Here is an 18543-nt window from a genome sequence, read left to right as displayed (position 1 = left end):
ATCCTGTGAAACGCCTGTAGGGCCGTGGAGCTGCTCCGCCAGGCTTTGAAAAGGAGTAACGAGAAGGGTGCAGAGTCTAGCAACCCTGGCCGGCGCGCGTAATCTGCGACGTTCTGCCACAGGGGCGCGTCGCATTTCTTTCTTTATATGGCTTCGGTGGTAGAGTCGCCGCCATGAAATTGCGCCACTCTGACCGCTCACTGATCGCCTGGGCCCTGTACTTCTGCGTGCTGATGAACCTGTTCGCCTGCGGTTTGGGGCATGGCCAGATGATGGGGCAGCAGCTCAACGGCATCGGCGGGCTGTTCTGTTCGGTGGACGGCGGTCAGTCGCCAATTTCCGACAAAGGGTTGGCGAACCCGTCCTCCAGCAACATCTCGAACTACTTTGCCTGCCCGGTGTGCAACGCGGTTACCGTTGCCCTGGTGTTTCTGATCGGCCTGGCCTGGCTGCTCGGCCTCATCCAAGCCCCGCGTGTCGCCCATGAGCGGCGCAATAAGGCGCCGCCGCGCTATTCCTGGCCCTCGGCCAACCCCCGCGCTTCTCCCGCATCCTGACGTGTGCCTTGGGCTTCCTGTAACCAGGAGGCATTCTCTCGTCACGATTGTGAGAACACTCTATGAACCCTCAATTGCCTGCCGGCGCCGGCCGCCTGGTCAGCAAGGCGTCGCGGCGCCTGCGTGCGCAACCGGCGCTGTCTGATTACCCGAGTAATTCGCGCTGCTTCGTGCACCTGGATGCACGCCTGTTGCCTCACTGGCATACCTTGTTCGACATCTGCCCGGCGTTGCTCAAGCTCGACCCACCGGAGGGCTTGAACCTGTTTCGCGCCTTCATGACCTGGGCCTATCGCAACCAGCCGCCGCTGGACTGGACGTACCATCTGAACGTATGCCGCTGGTTGCTGAGTTCGGCGTACCGCACACAGATCGATGAGGAACCGATCGAGGCCTTCATGGCCGCCGCTGCTGCGCGTTGGGTGCTGACGGATGACAGCCCGGCGGCAGGCATTGTCTTGAGCTGGCGCGATTGCACCCTGTTCGACTGGAAGGGCCACCCTTCGATAGCCGCGCCGCGACCGGCATTGCCGTCGCCCGCCTGGGATTTTGCCTGGTCCCCGTTGGGTGCCCAAGGTGCTTTCAGCGGTTGGCTGCCGGTGCCATGAAGCGCCGCGTCCGGTAAGCCTCACGACACCCTCGGAAGCGCCGCACACTGCGCAGCGTGCGGAGCCCGCAGGCTGGCACTGGCTTGATGACTAGGCTCTAGGCTTCTTTGGTTTCCAGGTCATCAGGTTATGTCTTCTTTGCATCACAACACGCCCACGCTGACGGTGGTCGACCCGCGAGGGTTGACCGTGCGCAGCGTGGCGTACCATCGCAATACCGCGCAGCAATCACCCAGCGCGCAGGTCACGCGGCAGGTGTTCGACGCTCGCGGCCTGTTGCAGCAACAGTGGGACCCCAGGCTGTTCGAGTTGCACGCTGCCGATCCCGACGTGCGGCCCAATCTGTCTCATCGTTATAGCTTGAGCGGGCAAGTGCTGAGCACCGACAGCGTGGATGCGGGCCGTCAGACGCGCTTGCTCGGCAGTGGCGGCCAGGTCGTGCAACAGTGGGACAGTCGAGGCACGCGCCAGCGGTTCGAATACGACCCGTTGCTGCGCCCCGTCGCGGTATTCGAGCGCGCGGAGGAGGCAGCGGCTGAACGCTGTGTCGAGCGCATGAGTTACGCGGGCATGACGTCCACGGAGGCGGCGCGCAATCGCTGTGGGCGCATGATTCGTCACGATGACCCGGCAGGCACGTTGCTCGTTGAGCGCTACGACGTGCAAGGCAACATCACCGAGCAAACCCGGCGCCTGTGCACGTCGCACACCGCGCCCGACTGGCCGCTGCCCGTGAGTGAGCGGGATGCACAGTTGCAAGCCCAGACCTTCACCACCACCTGGCAGCACGATGCGCTGGGGCAACGCCTGGAGCAGGTCGACGCGCGCGGCAATCGCCAGCAATCTCAATACGGTGTCGACGGCCAATTGACGAAAAGCGAGATCATCTTCAAAAGCGGAGCGCGCAAGACCCTGGTGGATCAACGCAGCGTCAACGCCTCGGGCCAGGTGTTGAGCGAACGCTTGGGTAATGGCGTGCTCAGCGTTGCCGAGTATTCGGACACCGATGGACGTTTGACACGCTTGAGCGCCCACCTCAAGGATTCGGCAGGCAAGCGACTGCAAGACCTCTTCTACAGCTACGACCGGGTCGGCAATGTGTTGCGCATCCGCGATGCGGCGCAGCCGACCCGCTGGGCCAGCAACGTGCAGGTGGAGGCAGTAAGCACATTCGAATACGACAGCCTGTCGCGATTGATCAAGGCCACCGGTCGTGAAAACGCGCGCAATACTGGCGCATCCGCACTGCCGGGGCGAATCACGTTCGGCGCCACAGACGACAATCTCTGGGGCAACTACACCCGCCACTATGCCTACGACTCGGCCAGTAACCTGACTCAGATGCGCCATGTGCCCAGCACCGGCAGCGGTTATACCCAACGGATGCAGGTGGGCGAACACAGCAATCACAGCGTGATTGCCCGCGAGGGCGCAAAGGCGCCGGGCCTGGGCAACGGCTTCGACCAACGTGGCAATCTCCAGGCACTGGCGCCTGGTCAGGCGTTGACCTGGAATGGGCGCAACCAGTTGGTTCGCGTTGCGCAGGTGCTGCGTGACAATGGCGAACATGACGATGAGGTGTATCTGTATGACGGCACCGGCCAGCGAGTCATCAAGCGTCGCGTGGCACATGGCAAGACGCAGACTCACACCCATGAAGTGCTTTATCTGCCAGGGCTGGAGCTGCATCGCCACGGGCCGGATGGCGAGTGGTTGAACGTGGTGCTTGCTCCGGGCGGGCGGCATTCGGTCAGAGGGCTGCAGTGGGAGCAGCAGCGCCCCGACGAGATGCAGGACGAGCAACTGCGGTTCAGCCTCGACGATCATTTGGGCAGCGGCACTCTGGAGCTGGACGAGGCAGCCGGCCTGTTGAGCCAGGAAAGTTATTACCCCTTCGGCGCAACTGCCTGGTGGGCGGCAAAAAGTGCCTTGGAGGCAAACTATAAAACCCGACGTTATTCGGGCAAGGAGCGCGACGCCAGCGGGCTGTATTACTACGGCTTCAGGTACTACGCGCCGTGGTTGTTGCGGTGGATCAGCGCTGACCCGGCGGGGGATGTGGATGGGTTGAACCTGTATGCGATGGTGGGGAACAACCCCATGGGTTATGTAGACGAAGACGGTTTGCAGCGCCGCTCGATGCTGGAGGTGGTGACGGTTCTGCTCCTGGTGTTGTTGATCGGGCACGGAGTAGGGGTAGAGATAGGCTATAGGGCTGAACTGGCTTATTTCGGGCTGATTTCAGGTGTGGTGGGCGTGGCGCTTTACGCGCTTCAGCGATTAGGCACCACTGACGTTCAGCGCAGAGCGTTCTATGAGCAGTCCGTAACGGTCGGTGCGCAAGAGCTGGGCCGCCGACAGGGCGCTACCGAACATGAAGTCAGCGAGTTGGCGGACTTTTTCCTGGAACACCGTCTGGCTACCGCTGACACTAAAAGTCTGTCCTACGGGCTGACCCCGGCAGCGCGGGGCGGTCTCTATGGGTACGTTGGGCCCACCGAGCATCGGGACCGGGCTGAAACAGCCTCACGAACGGAGCGTAACCCTAGCTTTACGCTTGCCAGGTTGGGGTTTGTAGGCATAGAACTGCGCGCCCCGGCACGCAAAGTGGGCGCCAGCCCGCTGCCAGCGGCTGGGCTGACCCACACCGAAGTACAACCGCAAACCAGGGTCACGAGCGTGGGCCGCAGAGGCTCCGCTTCTGAGGTGCCCGCCGCGCAGCCGGTAAGCCCGGGACCTTCCTCCGGGCTGGTGCCTGAGCCCCTCGAGATTGACGTCACACCTATTCAGAATGAATTACATGGCCCGGGAGGTGAAATTCTCAGAAGGGTGATTGATCGGCTCGAAGACCGCACACTGGATTTTCATACCGGCCATGCCATGGCGGGTGGGCAGAATGTCCGCAGTTTTGACTTGCCGCGTTATCGCGGGCAGCGCGGTCGTGGCGCCTATCGGGTGATGATCCAGCACATCAGTGGGCTTAACTATCGGGCGGTCAGGGTGATGGACCCCCACCGCCGTTAATACGCGCAACGTCAGGCCAAGGAGCGCGGGCCGTGTAACGGCCCGGCTCTGTTGTCAGGCCGGCGCGTGCGTGTCGTTTTCGTCCTCAGCGATGCTGTACCAGGCGCAGTAGGTCTGGCGCCGCGTGTCGCCATTGGCATTGAGCACGCGTACCGGGCGCCCCAACGCGTCATGAAAGTGCTGCTCGCTGGGACGCAAGGTGTTGAAGGCCGCATCGTCGATATAGCCGGCACGGTCGGCAAAATAAGGTCGCCAGGTGCGCGCCAGGCAACCCTGATTGTCATACTCCACACGGCCGCTGATCCGCCAACGGCGAGTGGCATCGGTTGGCTCGGCACCCGCGCTCAACATACCGGCGTCATCGACTGCAAAGGCCGGGCCCGGTTGCGCCTTTTCCTGGGTTTGCCGCACGCGGCCAAAGCCGTCGCTGAAGGCGAGGGCTACCTGGATCTGCGCCGTTTGCGACGTGCCTTGCCAACGGTCGGCGTGCAGTACCACGACGTGCACCGGCACTTGCCTGGCCGCCTGAATCATGCGCTTGAGGGTTTGATGATGGGGGAGCGCAGCGCTCAGGCTGTTCAGGCGTGCCAACGCCGAGGCACGAATATGCCCGCTGGGCAGCAGGTAACCGTTGCTTACCCATTGCGCCTGGATGCTGGCGGGTGGAATGCGCCCCATCCAACTGAACACGTCGTAGAAGCACGCGCTTTGAGCGTTGAGCAACGCCGCCTTCGGATCAGTCAGGGCCTGCGTCGGGCCCGTATCGGGCGTGCGGATGAAGGGCGTAGGGGCGTCATGGCCCACGGGCTTTCCTTGCTCCTCACCCTTGAGGCCGGTCGCCAGCAGCTGCCCGTGGGCGTCGTAGTGCGCGTAGCGTTGTGTACGCTGTGCGTCAGTCACCGTCACCGGCAGGCCAAGGCGGTAGTCGTACTGCGCCTGGGTCGTGCAGCCGTCCGCCAATTGCACTTTGATGATGTACAGCCCATAGCGGTCGTACTCGGACTGCGTGAACCCATGGCTCAGGCTCGCCTGATGCCGACGAGGCCGATAGAACATTTCGGCCTGGCCGTAGCGGGTGTAACCCTGGCCGAGGGACCACAGGGTGATGGCCTCGTCCTGCCCGGGGTCCGGTGACAGGAACGCGGCCATGGCCCGATAGTGCTGTGCACTGAGCGTAGCAGTGACAGTGCGGCCCTCATATACCTCCAGCGCTTGCTGATCGAGTTCGGCCGTCTCGATATAGGCAGGCAGCGCCTGAAAACTCGCGGTGCCGGCCGGCAAGGGTTCGGTGTGCTCCGCCACGCAGTAGTGCTGCACCGACAGCCCCCCCAGCCTGCGTTCGGCCGCTGTTCCCAATGGATCGGACGGGCCCTGCGCGATGAAGTGTTCATAGCTTATTTTTTCAATCGCTAACGCCTCTTTGCTCAGCACCAGCACGTTGCTTCGTTGCTGGTAGGGCAAGTGCAAGCGCCAGCGCTGCGCGGCGTCCAGGTGAATGAAGCGGGCGCGGGTTTCGTTGAGGTAATACGTCTGCTGCGCTGAGTCGTGTGCGTCACGCCACCACTGCTGCTGGTGGGCTGGCCCGGGCGGTGGGGAGTCGCTGGCTGTCCTGCGACGGGCATAGTCGACCACCACGCTGTGCAGATTGCCGGCGTAGCGGTCCCAGCGCAGATTGAGGATGTGCCGGCAGCACGGGTCGTCCGGTTGGCGCTCGTAGCGACAGGTCAGCGACTCCAGCAACAGTGGCAGCAGCACCGCCGGTTCGCCGGCCTTGGCCGACGGGCTTAATTGCCGTATGAGATAGCGCTGTTGCTGCACCGAATACGGCACTGCCTGTGGTGGCGAATCGGCGGCGGCATAAACCTCTTCCCGCAGCAGGCTCCCCGCCAATGCACGCTGCATCGCGCGGCGGGTGGTTGCGACGGGCGTGGCGATCAGCGTGTCTCCTGTGCGCCCGGCCTCCAACTGGCCCAGCAGGGTTGGCCCCAGCGCGGGCGCCTGTGGGTCGCCCGGGTAAAAAGCCTCCTGCGAGGGCTCAAAGGTGTGGAACCAGCGTTTGGTCAACACCCCAGGCTGCGCATCGGCCGTAGGGGGTTGCTCGGTGTGCAACACCAGGCCAAAGCCGAGGAACTGGCGCTCCTCACGGTCATAGCAGGCTTGCCGGTAACGAAAATACTGGGTGGAGCGGTTGCCGCTGACCAGGTCCTTTTGCTGTTGCCGCTTGACCACCTGCACTGGGAACGCAAGGCTACTGCCTTGGGGCACTCCCAGGGTTTGCCAGTGCTGTTTTTCGTCGAGCCATTCCTGGGCGCTGCTGCGGTAGCTCAGCTGGGTGGTGGCCCCCCGGTTGTTGAGCGTGGCGGTTAACAAATACGGTTTGAGACTGACGAAGTCATACCGCCAGTGCTGGGGGGTCATGTGCGGCACGCTCAGGATCAGGCTGGAACAGCCCAGGCCTTGAAGGTCGGCAAAGCTGACCTGGCACGTCGCGTCATGGCGCACGCCCTCGGGCCAAGGCAATGTCAGTGGCTCCGATACCAGCCCGCTGCCGGCGCGGTTCATATAGATCTGTGCGTGTTCAGGCGCCAGGTAAATCAGGTCCACCGCGCCTGAACCATCCAGGTCGGCGAGGCGAATATGGGCGGCATCGAAGCTGGCGTGGTCGAACGCCAGTGTGGCGAAGACAAACCCTTTGCCGAAGCGTCCACGGCCGAGGTTGGGCCAGCATTTGATTTCGTTATGGCGGATACGCACCAGGTGTTGTTGGCCGCTGCCCAGGGGGTCGCAAAAGGCGATCAATTCAGCCGGCGAATGGCTGAGGGTGGGTAGCCCCTCATCGTCGGGCGCATGGCGCACCTCCTGGCCAGGATCAAACCCGCCGTCCTGGCGATGAGCATACAGGCGCACGCTACGGCTGCCGATCAAGGCCAGGTCCAGCCTCCCACTGCCCATCAGGTCGGCCAGTTGCCCGTGGGGATGAAAAAACTCCTGGGGTATCGCCGCAAAAGGCACGAAACCCGACCATTGCCGCTGCGAGTCGAGGCTGAAAAAACCACTCATCCCCGGTTGCGCCACCACCCATTCCAGATGCCCATCGCCGTCAAGATCCGCCAGTGCCTGGCGCGTGGCTTGGACGGTATCGGCGAGGGGGATGCGTGGCAGGGCCTGCCATGGACCATAGATCAGCGCATTGCTGCTGGCCGGGCCGGGGGCCCTGAGCGGCTCGCGGTAATACCAGCTTTTATCGGTGCGGTGCAGGATGCCCGGCAAACCGTCGCGGTACAGGTCCACCAGTTGATAATGCTGCCCGTCGTTGATGCCCGCCATGGCGTCGAACGCTTGGTAGCGCGCGGCGTCTAGCGTCGGCACGAAGGCGCTGTAGGCCAGTTCCAGAGGCGGCCAGGCACTGGCGTTCCCCTGGGCGTCAAAGGCCTGGTTGTGCACGGCGTTCAGGCAACTGCCGATGGCGTGGCGATGGGTGTACTCCAGCAACAGACGCCGCGTCAGCACCGGCTCGGCGCCCACGCTCGGCTCGTCGGGGAAGTAATGAAACATCAGCACTTGCTGGCACCGCCGCAGGGTGCCGAGTTCAAAGCCATAGGCATAACTGCTGATCGGGTCGTTGCGGACCGGCCAGGCGTGTTGTTCGGCATAGGTCGGCACTTGGCTCAGGCCAGCGTGGCGTTCACCATAATCCAGCAGCAGTTCGAAGTGCCATTGCTTGTCAGCGAGGGCGTCCGCGCGCCACAGCGCCAGGTGCTCAAGGGGCTTGAGGTTGCCGTAGCACACCCGCGCCAGATAACGCTGGGCGCGATAGTCCCTGGCGGCGCTTGGCGGCTGGTCGTCGTGTTTGTAGTGGTAATAGATCTGCTCACCCAGGGGGTTGAGGCTTTCCTGCAACAGCCATTGGGCAACACGTAGATCGTCGTTCGGGTCTGCACAGCGCGCGATCGGGGTCTTGCCGAACAGGTGCACGCAGCCGTCGGCCCCCTGAACCAGCCAGAACCCGGCCTTGTCGCTTTCGCAAGACCAATGCTCGATACGGTCGAAGCGCGCTTCTATCACCGGAAAATAGCGCACCACTCGGTGGGATTCACCCAGGGCCAGGCCGTTATAGTGGTCCCAGGTCGTGGCCTGAACTTCGCCGTCGGCATCACGCTCAGGGATCATGTCGATGCCTTGGGGGCTGATGAAACGGTCGTCATCACCGTAGGCCGGTACGCCTTTGCGGGTATCACGACTGATGGCGCCTGCCGACATCGCCCAGCCGAGGCCGAAGGGCCCGTTGCCTAGGGCGCTGCGATAACCCAGGCTCAGGGCCGGCGTGAAGCCACGGCCCGGCGAAATGGGCAAGGGCACCTCCAGGCACGCCTCACCCCGTGTGCCCACGGCGCCCCATTGCGCGCCGGGGCCCTGGATGGCGCCACCGCCCTTGGGCAGCGCCGGAATCTTCGGTTCCAGGAGTTCGGGCGGCTGCACGCTCATCGTTGACCTCCGGTGTTTTTAGCGGTGTAGCGCAGGTGCACGATGATATCGGTGAGGGATTCGAGCAGAGCGTTTTGCCGGGCATGGTTGGGAAAGGTCAGTTGCCAGGTGGAGATCGCTCCTGTGTATTCGAACGGCAGGTAACGCTCGTCGCTGTCGAAGTTCAAGGTGAACAATCCGCTGTCATTGAGCCCGCTGGACAGGGCGATTTGCTGTTTGGCGCGCAGGTCTTTTTTTACCGCGGCTTCGGTGTGTCTGGTCACGGGGGTGAGGTGCGTGGTATTGGCGGTTTGGGTCAGGATGGCCTTGATGTCTTCATAGGGCCCCAGCGTGGCGGGCAGGGACACACTGACGTGCTTGATACGCCGCAGGTAATGGCCTGGGTAGTCGTCGTCAAACAGCTTGAGGGTCAGTTCAAAGGTCAAGGTGCCGGTTTTTACCAGCTCGGCTTTAAGCGCGGCCCAGGGCATGTCGCGCGTGGCCATCGGGTCTTGGCTGTGCAGATGGCGCAGCGACACGGTTTTAGTGATCTCCAGCAAACGTTCGTTGTGGGTGACGTAGGCGTTACTCATGCTCAGTAGATTTTGCTTGAGCGCTTCGCCGGCGCTGAAGCCGCGATATTGATGGGTCCAATGCTGGGTTTGAATGAAGTGCTTGTCCCACTGAGCCCGTTCTTCCTGCCAGCAGGCCTCGGCCGCCAGGCACAGCGACAGGGTCGAGTCATAGGCTTGGTAGTAGAAAGTGGAAAGTTGGCCATTGAGCCATTGATACAGTTGGGCGTTGGTAAAGCGTTTGCCGAGCTGGTCGTAGAGGCTTCGTGCCTGGGTCAGGCTGGTCTGGGCCAGGGCCAGTTGCAAGCGGGTATGGGCTTGCTGTTCGGTATAAGCCTGCAGTTGGGCGTCGACCTGGGCCAGCTCAAGGCTTGCCTGTTCAAGCGAATGGGCCCACTCGGCGGCGCGTCGGGCAAACAGGTCGGTGCGGTCCAGGTGGGCAGCGTTGGCGCGCTTTTCATTGGCAATGCCTTGGGACGCCGCGTGCAGGGCGTGAAAAGCGCCCTCGTAGCGCACGCCGCCGTTGGAGGTGCCAAAAATATTCGGTATCAGCATCGCCAGCCCCGCGCCGGCTTGTGCCACGGCGGCGGCGGTGTCCCAGCGCGCACTGTCCTGGTACTCCTGGGTGGCCTGGGCCTCGGCCGGGCTGATGCCTCGCTTGAGCTGCTGTTCGAAGAACGCCACCCGCGCTTCGACCATGCGGCGTCCTGCCAACAGCGCCTCCTGGTTCCTCGCATCGAACTGTACGGCCTGGGCCTGTTGCTCGACGGCCAGCCTCGCCAAGTCCCAGGCTTGCTGCTGCTGGGTTTCCAGGTACTGGGCCTGCTCTTTGCGTTCGAACAACGACAATAAGGTCGTCCCCAACTGGATCAGGTTGTCGACCGCTTGCAAGGCGTGTCCCAGCAGCACCTGGAAGCGATAGTGCGCGGCCTGGGCGGTGCGTAGGGACGGGCGCAGGCTGGCGCCGACCGCCCCTTGCTGGTACGCGGCAAGCAGCGTTTGAGGCGTCAGGGTCGCGGCGTACAGCGGCAGACTCAAGGGTTTGCCGGTCAGATCCAGGTGATGGCGCAGGTTGTGCAGGCGAGATTCGATCTTGTCCCAGCGCAGCAGCAAATCAGGGCTCAGGGACCGACACAGCCGCGAGGTGCCCGCAGGTACTGTCGTGCTGTCGAGCGTGGAAGGGTTTTGCAGTTTGTCCAGGGTCGTGGCTGCCCAGGGATCGACCGGGTTGAGCGGCGGCCTTGGCCCGAGCAAGCCCTTGACGCGGATGTACCACAACTTGGCGTCGGCCAGGCCGTCACGGGTCATTTGCCGGTAGGCCGCATCCCCGCGATTGAGCAGGATGTCGACGTACAGCAGGTACAGCGCCTGACGAAAATGTACCGCGCTGCTTGTCGCCAATGGGTGGGACACGGACGAGACGTCGTGGCGTTGTGGCGCACTGGTAAGCAGCGCAGGCAGGCGCCAGAACCCGGATGGGTGTACGGGATCGAACACGTAGCGTATCCACGTTTCGGCCTCGGCGTATTGTTGCTCCTGGTTCAGGCGTTGTGCCAACAGCCAGGGCAGGTAAAGAAACAACTCCCAGTAATAGGTGCCATGGGGGCCGTGAAAGTCCAGTGGACTGGGCTTTTTCTCGCCTGGCAAGGGCGGCTCGCGCCAGGCATCCGGCGCCAACGCAAACAGCTCATGCAAACCTGCGCCCGCGGTTTTTGCCAGCAGCCCGGCCACGCAGGTGTTGGTGCGTATGGGCGCTCGTTTGTTTTCAGGCTTATCGAGAGACTCGATAGTGGACCCGCTGAAGTCGATGAACTCTGCCGTGCCATAGGGCGGGGTAGCGAGTCGCCGGATAAACGGAGCCAGTGGAATGATGGGGGTGCTGTTATCGGGCGGCAGGGTGAAAGTCGCGGTTTTCAGCGCGTAGCCCAGGATGATGGGGTCGGGGTAATGCACATCGCTTTCCAGTAGCAACACGCCGTGAATCAGCGTCAATGTGGAAGCCGTCGTGTCAGTGGAGTCCTCGTCGTAGGGGTGCAAGGTCGAGGGAGAGAGTTCGATCTGCGCCTCAAGCGTGTGCGTTTCGGAGAGTTCAGTGAACGTGTCGCGCAGGGTGCGCCGAGAGGCGTCTGCCAGGCCGACGAGTACCGTGTTATTGCGGTGAGGGCTTTCCGGTAAAGCGCTGTCTCCCTGTCTGGGATACATCAACACGGGTTTGTACAGGCGTTGTTTCTGCTGGACCTGGACCTTGTCCAGTACCAAGTCGTAGGCATGGCTGCTGGACTCCGCTTGATTGTTGTAGAACGAGAGAATGACGGTATAGGTGGCGTCCGGCGTATTGAAAAAATAATCGAAGGCTTCTTGGCTAATGCGTTGGTCGCGCAGATTGAATGTCGCGCTTTTCGGGGTTTCTTGATCTTTTTCAATCTGCGGCAGGGTAAAGGTCGTCGGCTGATTCGCTGCATTTTTTATGAATTGGGCATAGCTGACGCCGGTCTCGTTGCACTTGAGGGTCAAGTCGATGCGCACGTTGGAGAAGGTTGCCAGCCTGGCGCTCTCCAGGAAAATCTCGGCGGTGGGGCCTAACGCCAGCATCTCGTTCTGGGCAGGACCGCTGCTGCTGAGGGTGATGGTCAAATTGGCCATTGCGTCTGCCTTGCTGAACCTGACAGTGCGGTGCGGTTCGAAGCGTTTCGCCAGGCGGGTGGTGACCTCCAGTACTGACGTCGTTCGGTTGAACCGGATATCGCTCTCAGCCGAAAGACTGCGGATATGCTGTTGATTGTCTTCGTAATTCCAGCCATGGGTGGTGCCATGGGGCGCATTGTTGGTCAGGGAGTGAACTTTGACCTGGACCGTTTCGGGCGCCCTGAATTGAAATCTTGACCTGTTGTGGTGCCCGAACAGGGCCTGGTACCGCCCGGCCAGTTCAGACTCTTTATGCCAGGAGAACATCCGCCGAGTGCTGCCCAGGGTTTCCAGCCAATGGACGTTGAAGTGCTGATCCAGCCGTACCGCTTGAAAGAAATGCCGATGCACGCCGTTGTGCGAGGAAGCCGTTTGATGGTTCGGCTGTGCGCTCAGGCCCAGGAACAGTGACGGCGGTTGGCTTTTTGAATCGAGTACGGCGATGGACGCAGTGGCACTCATCAGGTCTTCCGAGCTCAATTCGTCAAGGCCCTGTGCAAGGCTGTATTCCTGAATGCAGGCCTGCGGCACGCTCCAACTGTCATCCAGTTTTTTATAGGAAAAGTACAAGCGCAACTGTAGATAGGTGGTCTTTATCCGGGTTTCCAGCCGTTGTTGGTATTCCCTCTCCGATTCGACATCACCTCGTCCAATCGGGGTGATGTCCCTCGACGAGGACGTCGGGTTGATGCATTGGGCCCACACCACGAAGAGGCGCCCGTTGAACACCACCGGGCGAATCGTCTGTTCGGGGACGTTATCGTCAATCGACAGCGGGATCTTTTGCCAGGAGGACCAGGCTGGCGGAGTGGCCGCGTCGCCCGAGGCCATTTTCAGCGTGCGCCAGTAATAGGTGTTTTCCGGACTGGACTTGCCGGTGAAGTAATAAGTGCTGCTGGCAAAGCTGTCTTTATCACCGTCGATATAACCATTGAGGGTCTTGATGTTGGCAAGTGCTTCGAAGCGGCTGAGGTAACTGTGGACGGCTGTCTGCAGCGGCGCAGGCTCGATGCGAAATTGGTTGAGCTGGTTCTCCAGTTGCCTGAAGTTGTCGCTTTTGTCATGGCGCAATGCAGGGCTCAGGTAGGTGGCCGGGTAGTGCTGGAGTTGCTGGTGGGCACGCCACAGTGAATAGGACAGCAACTGGTCTCGCCACTCGCTCTGCTCGTCAGCGCTCATGCCCTGTTCGTCGTAGCCGGGCTCCAGGCCCAGGTAAATGCCTGTGATGTACTGCTGCAGGCTGGCAATGGCGCTGGCGACACGGGTGGTAGGCACCGTATGGCTGACCTGGGGGTCGAGCAGCCAATAGGTATAGACATCGTCTACGGTCTTGACGGTATCGGCCACTGCCGTGTCTTCAGGCAGCACGCTGTTGAGGTAGAACCCCAGCATCGCGTCGCGCAGGTATTCGTTGAGGTGTTGGGTGAGGGTGTCAGACATGGTCATTCCTTGAACCAGGCGAAATACAACGGGATTAGGGGGTTGTGGCGATCAATGCCGAGCCAACGTGTTGCCAGTCTTCATTCATCAAGGTGGCATGCAGGTCGGCAGCCTTGAGCAAGGCGCTGGCGGAGAGGCCGGTGAGCCTGACGGCTTCATGGCAACGCAGGAGCCAGTCCAGGTCGGCCAGGGTCTTCACCTGTTTGGCAGGCAGGTATTCAACGAGCAGGTTGATTTCATCGACATCCCACTTGAGCAATGCGGCCAGTTGCGAGGTGCAAGCCCCATTGTCAGTTATGGCGGAGCCTTCGACGGAGGATGAATTGGCGCACTGCAAATAGGCGAGCACGCTGTCCTGGGCCAGCCCGTAGGTGCTGAGGCAATGGGCAAAGCGTTGCAGCAGGTACAGCGTGCTCAGCGTCAGCTTGAGCAGCGAGGCCGCGGTGTGGTCCGGGCTCAGCCAGTGCGGATGGAGCACGAAGGCCTGCAAGGCCTCACGGCTCACTGCCAGCCCCAAGGACACTTCGGCATCCGGCAGGCTCAGCAGTACATTTTTGTGCAGCTCCGTGGTGGACTCGGCAGTGGCGGTTCGGGCAATTTGTCGAACCACGAGTTTGCGCCATTGCAGGTACGCGGCGGGGTCACCGGCGAGGTGTGAGGGAGCGTTGAGCAGCGTGTCGATTTTTGCTTTCAGCGGCTGCATTTGTTGGTAGAACGCGCCCAGCTTCTTGGTCACTGCCTGTTTGGCATCGCTGTGCAGAGCCGTGTTGCCTTCTGGGTCGAGGCTCAGGGTCTGGGCTTCGATAAGCTGCACCAGCGCATTGGGCAGTTCTTTGGGCGGCGCGGGCTTGAGCAGCGGTTGGCTGTGCAGCAGCCCTTGTACGATGAGGGCATGCCAGGCAATGGGCGCCGCTTTGGTGTCAGGCTCGGGCTGGGGCAATGACAGGTCAGCGAGGTCTTCTTGCGCCAACAGGCCATGCCGGGTCAGTTCGACCACCTCATCGAGTTGGGTGATGTACGTCTGCACGTGGGGCGGTGGGGATTGGGCATCCAATAGCAATTGGCGGCGAAGCTGATCAACCGTTTGACCCGTGTCGTTGAGCCAGCGGACCAGCCAGTCCATTTGCATCAGCACATCGAGCAGGTCGGCAGGGGCATTGACGCCGGAGCGACGCAGGCTCGGGTTGACCAGTTGTGCGGTGTAATCCTTACCGCCCAGCAGCGCCGCCACATGGTAGCTGTCGAGCACTGACAGCCCGAACAATCGCGCGATACGGGTTTGGCGATACAGCGCGCTATAAAACGTAAGCGTCGGGCAAGAAGCGGGTAGATGCAGGCGGGCCTGCTTGATCAGCCAGTGCAACGAGGCTGGGGTGTCGCTCAGGTGCAGGCCGGTGCAGAGCTGGTGGCGCAGGGTTGTCGGGATTTCCTCCCTCAAGGCCAGGGTCGGCCTGTCCAGGGTCAATGCCTGGCCTGGCAACGGGCCGGGATTGAACAGCTGGTCGTACAGCGACAGACGAGTGCCGGGTGCCCACACCGGTATCTCATCCAGCACGGCGGCAAAGGCTTGCAATGACAGGCTGTAGCGGCGCTCCAGATAGCGATAGACGCCCAGTGCGCGCAGGGTATTGTCGTTGGCGGGCTGCGCCGGGTCGCCCTCGTGTTCACGCCGCACCACGCTCGTCGACAGGGCGTCGAGTGCGTCGAAGGGCAATTGCGTCCAGCGTTGCAGGCGGATCATTCGGTGCAGGCGCTGATAACGTTCCCATGAGGTATTGAGCAGGCGCGCACCATCCTTGTCCTGCGCATTGATCGACAGGGGCGACTGGGTCGCGCCGGCCTCGGTGATCGGCCCGTTCACGTACGCGGCACCGTTGTGCAGGCGCAGCTTGGCCGGCGGCGTTGGCAGGGCGCTTGCCAGAACATTGCTCGACAGCACCGGCACATACTTGCCGCAGGCCAGTAGCGCTTCGGTCTGATCGGCGGTGAGTCCGGTTTTCTGCAACCAGTGGGACAACTCCTCAAGGGGCTGCTCCTGGGTACCATAGTGCTGGGTAAAAAAATCTTCTGCCTGTACGTCTCCCGTTCTTATTAACAAAGGCTCGATCAATAACACCTGCTGGGCAGGGCTCAGCCCGGACAGCAAACGTTGCGCTTCATAGGCCTCGTGCCGGACCACGCCGTAAGTGTTTTGCGCGCGCTGGCTGGTGGGCAGCTTGAGGCTGATGCGGTAACTGAGTTCGCCCAATTGTGGCTTGCCGCCGGACAAACCGAGCCAGCACTGGCGATGCGCGCGTTCGAACGGCAGCACGAAGGGGAAGCGTTGCCTGCCGAGCACCTCATCAAGGGAGCGGCCGCGGTATTCACGGCGGGTTTGTTTGAGATGAGCGTCGATCTGGCGGGACAGGGTTTCGTTGATCATCGAGAGTTGAGGAATCACAGCGCTGAGGCCGCGTTCGTCCAGGGGCAGTGTCTTGAGTTCGGGGCGTCGCCGGTCGAGGGTGATCTTGGGCTGTTTGCCTTTACCGCTTTTTTCCAGCGCTTGGGCAAACAGGTATAACGCCTTCAGGTAGGCGATCGGGGAGTCGATTGCCGCCATGGAAGAGGCCGAACACAGCAGGTGCCAGTCCTCTTTGAACAGGTGGGTATAGGTGGGGGAGTGCGTGTCCATTGTGATGAATCTCCTGAAAGCCCCCGGCCACTGCCAAGGGCAATGGCACGCTAGCATGGGGCGCCAGGCCGGCTCGGTCGGCCGGATCGCTGGGTGAGCGAGGAGAAATCATCGGTGCAAATCGATAGCGCGACAGGGCCTGTGGGTCACTGTCGCGCGAACCTTGCTGCGAGGAGGTAGCCGTTACGCCGCCAGCGGTTTTTTCGCCATGGCTTTTTTGTGCGCGGCCTTCATCGCTTCCATCTCGGCTCCCAGCTCTTCGAGCAGCGCTTTACCCAGCAGTTTCTTGGCCTGAGGGAACATCTCGGTTTCTTCTTCTTCGATATGGTGCTCAAGCAACTCCTTGACCACTTTGACGCGACCGGAAAACTCGGTGGACGAGGGGTCGGTTTTCTTCAAGTCCGGCAGTACCAGCGAGTCGACGGTACGGTGCTCTTCCTTGGCTTCGTGGTACATGATGTCCTGTTCCTTGCCACCAGCTTTCCTGAACGCGGGGTAGAGGATCTCTTCTTCGAGTTGGGTATGCAGGGTGATCTCCATTTCGAGTTTGGCCAACAACTCGGTACGCTTTTTTACCCCGCGTTCAGTGGATTCGCTTAACTGGGTCAGCAGGGTCTTGACGCGTTCATGGTCGGCTTTGAGCAGGTCGATGGCATTCATAGGTAACCTCACGGGGGGTATGCGGGCGTGTCGAAGTGCACGCCTCGTGGTGAGGAAGGTTGCATCAGGCGTACCAACTTTTATGGTTAAAAATTATCTTGTAAATCAGTTGGTTGTATTTTTCTGTGTGCTTGGTGGTCGTGCAGCTTGCATGGTCGGGCCGCGTTGAGATTGCACAACGCACAACCGGTTGCTGACGCTCCAGCGCAACGGGCGGCCAGAAAGTGTGGCCAGGAAAATTCTAATGGAACCCTTGGGGCATCTGCTTGACCTAACGCTTAGACTTCAGGAGGTGAATCATGCAAATTGAATATATCTGGATCGTATTGGCGGTGGTTCTGCTGCTCTTGGAACTCTGGGCGATCAATATCGTTTTGCGCAGCACTGGCGGATGGGAGACCAAGGGGTTGTGGGTCGTGGTGCTGGTGTTCGTGCCGCTGCTGGGGTTGATTGCGTGGGCGATGTTCGGACCCAAGCGTGAAATGGCGCAGCAGCGTAAAAGCTGAAGCGGTGAGTGATAAAAAACAGGCGCCCATGGGGCTAATGCCAGTCAGTTAAGACAGAATCGGTAACTGTGGCGAGGGAGCTTGCTCCCGCTGGGGCGCGAAGCGGCCCCAAAAATGGGACTGCTACGCAGTCCAGCGGGAGCAAGCTCCCTCGCCACAAGTCACTGGTTGTCTGCTCGAGCTCTTAACTGACTGGCATTAGCCCATGGGGCGCCTGTTTTCATTGCGGTCAACCGATCAGCCGCCGACGGCCTTGGCAATCGCCTCATTGAACGCCGGTAGATCGTCCGGCGTACGCGAGGTGATCAAGGTCCAGCCATTGGCCTGGCACTCTTTAACCTCGGCATCCACCACGCCGGCAGCGCCGGCGTTTTCAAGGTCGATGTGCACGCTTTTATAGGCGGTCAGGGTTTTGCCCTTGACCACGCCAGCGTCGATCAGGGTCCATGGCCCGTGGCAGATCGCCGCGATGGTCTTGCCGGCCTGCACGAACTCATTGATCAAGCGCAGCGCGGCGGCATCCTGGCGCAGTGTATCGGCATTCACTGTACCGCCCGGGATGACCAGCGCATCGAAGTCGGCGCTGACAACATCCGACAGTTGCACGTCGGATTCCACGGTCTGGTCCTTTTCCGTGTCGCCGACAAATGTCTGGGTTGTGCCCCCTTTGCTGGAGGCGTGCGTTACGGTCGCGCCGTAGCCACGCAGCGTCTCCAGAGGCTTGAGCAACTCGTCGCGCTCGATGCCGGTGTTGGAGGTGATGACGAGGATGTGCTTGCCGTTGAGTTGCGAGCTCATGGTCGAGTGTCTCCTTGGGTCATGGATGGATTAATGGGCGTATTTGGTTTGCAGTTCCTTGGCCATTTTCAGGTGGGCTTCAAGGGTGGGCAGGGTCTTGGTGGCGAAGGCTTTCAGCTCGGGATTGTCTGAGGAGGCCGCTTCTTTCTTGAACAGTTCGACGGTTTTTTCATGGGCCGCTACCTGGTTGTTGGCATAGGCCTTGTCGAAGGATTCATCGCGCATTTCCAGGATGGCTTTCTTCGCCTGGTCGGTGAGCGCAGCGTCATCGGGTACTTCGATATCGAGTTTTTTCGCCAGGGCCATCAGTTCCTGATTGGCCTTGGTGTGGTCTGTGACCATATGCTGGGCGAAGGTCTTTACGTCCGCCGAGCTGCTTTTTTCCAGGGCCAGTTTGCCCGCTTCCACCTCGGTGATACCGCCCTCGGCGGCGTTGTCGACAAAGTCGTTGGAGGTCGCCGCCATCGCGGTGGAAATCGAGCCTGCAATCAGCATGAAGGTAAGGCCCATCGGTTTCATCAGTCGAGTTTTCATGGTGTCTCTCCTTGGAAATGGCGG

10 protein-coding genes are annotated in these 18543 nt (G+C 61.3%); 4 read left to right on the top strand and 6 right to left on the bottom strand.

Annotated features, from left to right (window positions below):
• Window positions 1-173: 173 nt before the first annotated feature.
• From AC1RAC_RS04665 to AC1RAC_RS04655, 3 genes are all read left to right on the top strand, one after another.
• Entirely contained in the window at window positions 174-557 is a 384-nt protein-coding gene (locus AC1RAC_RS04665; RefSeq protein ID WP_034125725.1) for a DUF2946 domain-containing protein, read from the top strand.
• A gap of 62 nt (window positions 558-619) precedes the next feature.
• The gene (locus tag AC1RAC_RS04660) at window positions 620-1165 is read left to right on the top strand and encodes a putative natural product biosynthesis protein (RefSeq protein ID WP_492616300.1); all 546 of its coding nucleotides are present in this window, start codon (window positions 620-622) and stop codon (window positions 1163-1165) included.
• 129 nt (window positions 1166-1294) lie between these two features.
• A complete protein-coding gene (locus tag AC1RAC_RS04655) occupies window positions 1295-4189 on the top strand; it encodes an RHS repeat-associated core domain-containing protein (RefSeq protein WP_492616299.1) in 2895 nt (964 codons plus the stop codon).
• A gap of 54 nt (window positions 4190-4243) precedes the next feature.
• On the opposite strand, the gene AC1RAC_RS04650 is transcribed toward AC1RAC_RS04655, so the two are convergent.
• The 4 genes from AC1RAC_RS04650 to AC1RAC_RS04635 form a co-directional block, all read right to left on the bottom strand.
• On the bottom strand, window positions 4244-8674 hold the full coding sequence (locus AC1RAC_RS04650) for a SpvB/TcaC N-terminal domain-containing protein (protein WP_492616298.1): 4431 nt from the start codon (window positions 8672-8674) through the stop codon (window positions 4244-4246).
• Window positions 8671-13350 (bottom strand): Tc toxin subunit A-related protein, encoded by a 4680-nt coding sequence (locus tag AC1RAC_RS04645; protein WP_492616297.1) that lies wholly within the window; start codon window positions 13348-13350, stop codon window positions 8671-8673. The genes AC1RAC_RS04650 and AC1RAC_RS04645 overlap by 4 nt, the downstream gene beginning before the upstream one ends.
• Before the next feature lie 34 nt (window positions 13351-13384).
• Complete coding sequence (locus AC1RAC_RS04640; RefSeq protein ID WP_314544128.1) at window positions 13385-16021, bottom strand: Tc toxin subunit A; 2637 nt, start codon at window positions 16019-16021, stop codon at window positions 13385-13387.
• Window positions 16022-16204: 183 nt separating this feature from the next.
• Window positions 16205-16681: a PA2171 family ribosome-binding persister protein gene (locus AC1RAC_RS04635; protein ID WP_003191732.1), complete on the bottom strand. Its 477-nt coding sequence runs from the start codon at window positions 16679-16681 to the stop codon at window positions 16205-16207.
• 299 nt (window positions 16682-16980) lie between these two features.
• On the opposite strand from AC1RAC_RS04635, the gene AC1RAC_RS04630 reads away from it, so the two are divergent.
• A complete protein-coding gene (locus AC1RAC_RS04630; protein ID WP_003191730.1) occupies window positions 16981-17187 on the top strand; it encodes a PLDc N-terminal domain-containing protein in 207 nt (68 codons plus the stop codon).
• Window positions 17188-17424: 237 nt separating this feature from the next.
• Here the strand turns inward: AC1RAC_RS04630 and AC1RAC_RS04625 are convergent, their stop codons facing one another.
• Both AC1RAC_RS04625 and AC1RAC_RS04620 read right to left on the bottom strand, forming a co-directional pair.
• Window positions 17425-17985: a type 1 glutamine amidotransferase domain-containing protein gene (locus tag AC1RAC_RS04625; protein WP_492616296.1), complete on the bottom strand. Its 561-nt coding sequence runs from the start codon at window positions 17983-17985 to the stop codon at window positions 17425-17427.
• Window positions 17986-18015: 30 nt separating this feature from the next.
• Window positions 18016-18519, bottom strand: coding sequence for a DUF4142 domain-containing protein (locus AC1RAC_RS04620; RefSeq protein WP_020303039.1), 504 nt, complete (start codon window positions 18517-18519; stop codon window positions 18016-18018).
• Between the last annotated feature and the right edge of the window lie 24 nt (window positions 18520-18543).

It is taken from the genome of Pseudomonas sp. GW823-FHT02F05, from assembly GCF_058797315.1.
The sequence above is the reverse complement of the archived record's forward strand: the minus strand, read 5'-3'. Positions and strand labels throughout refer to the sequence as shown.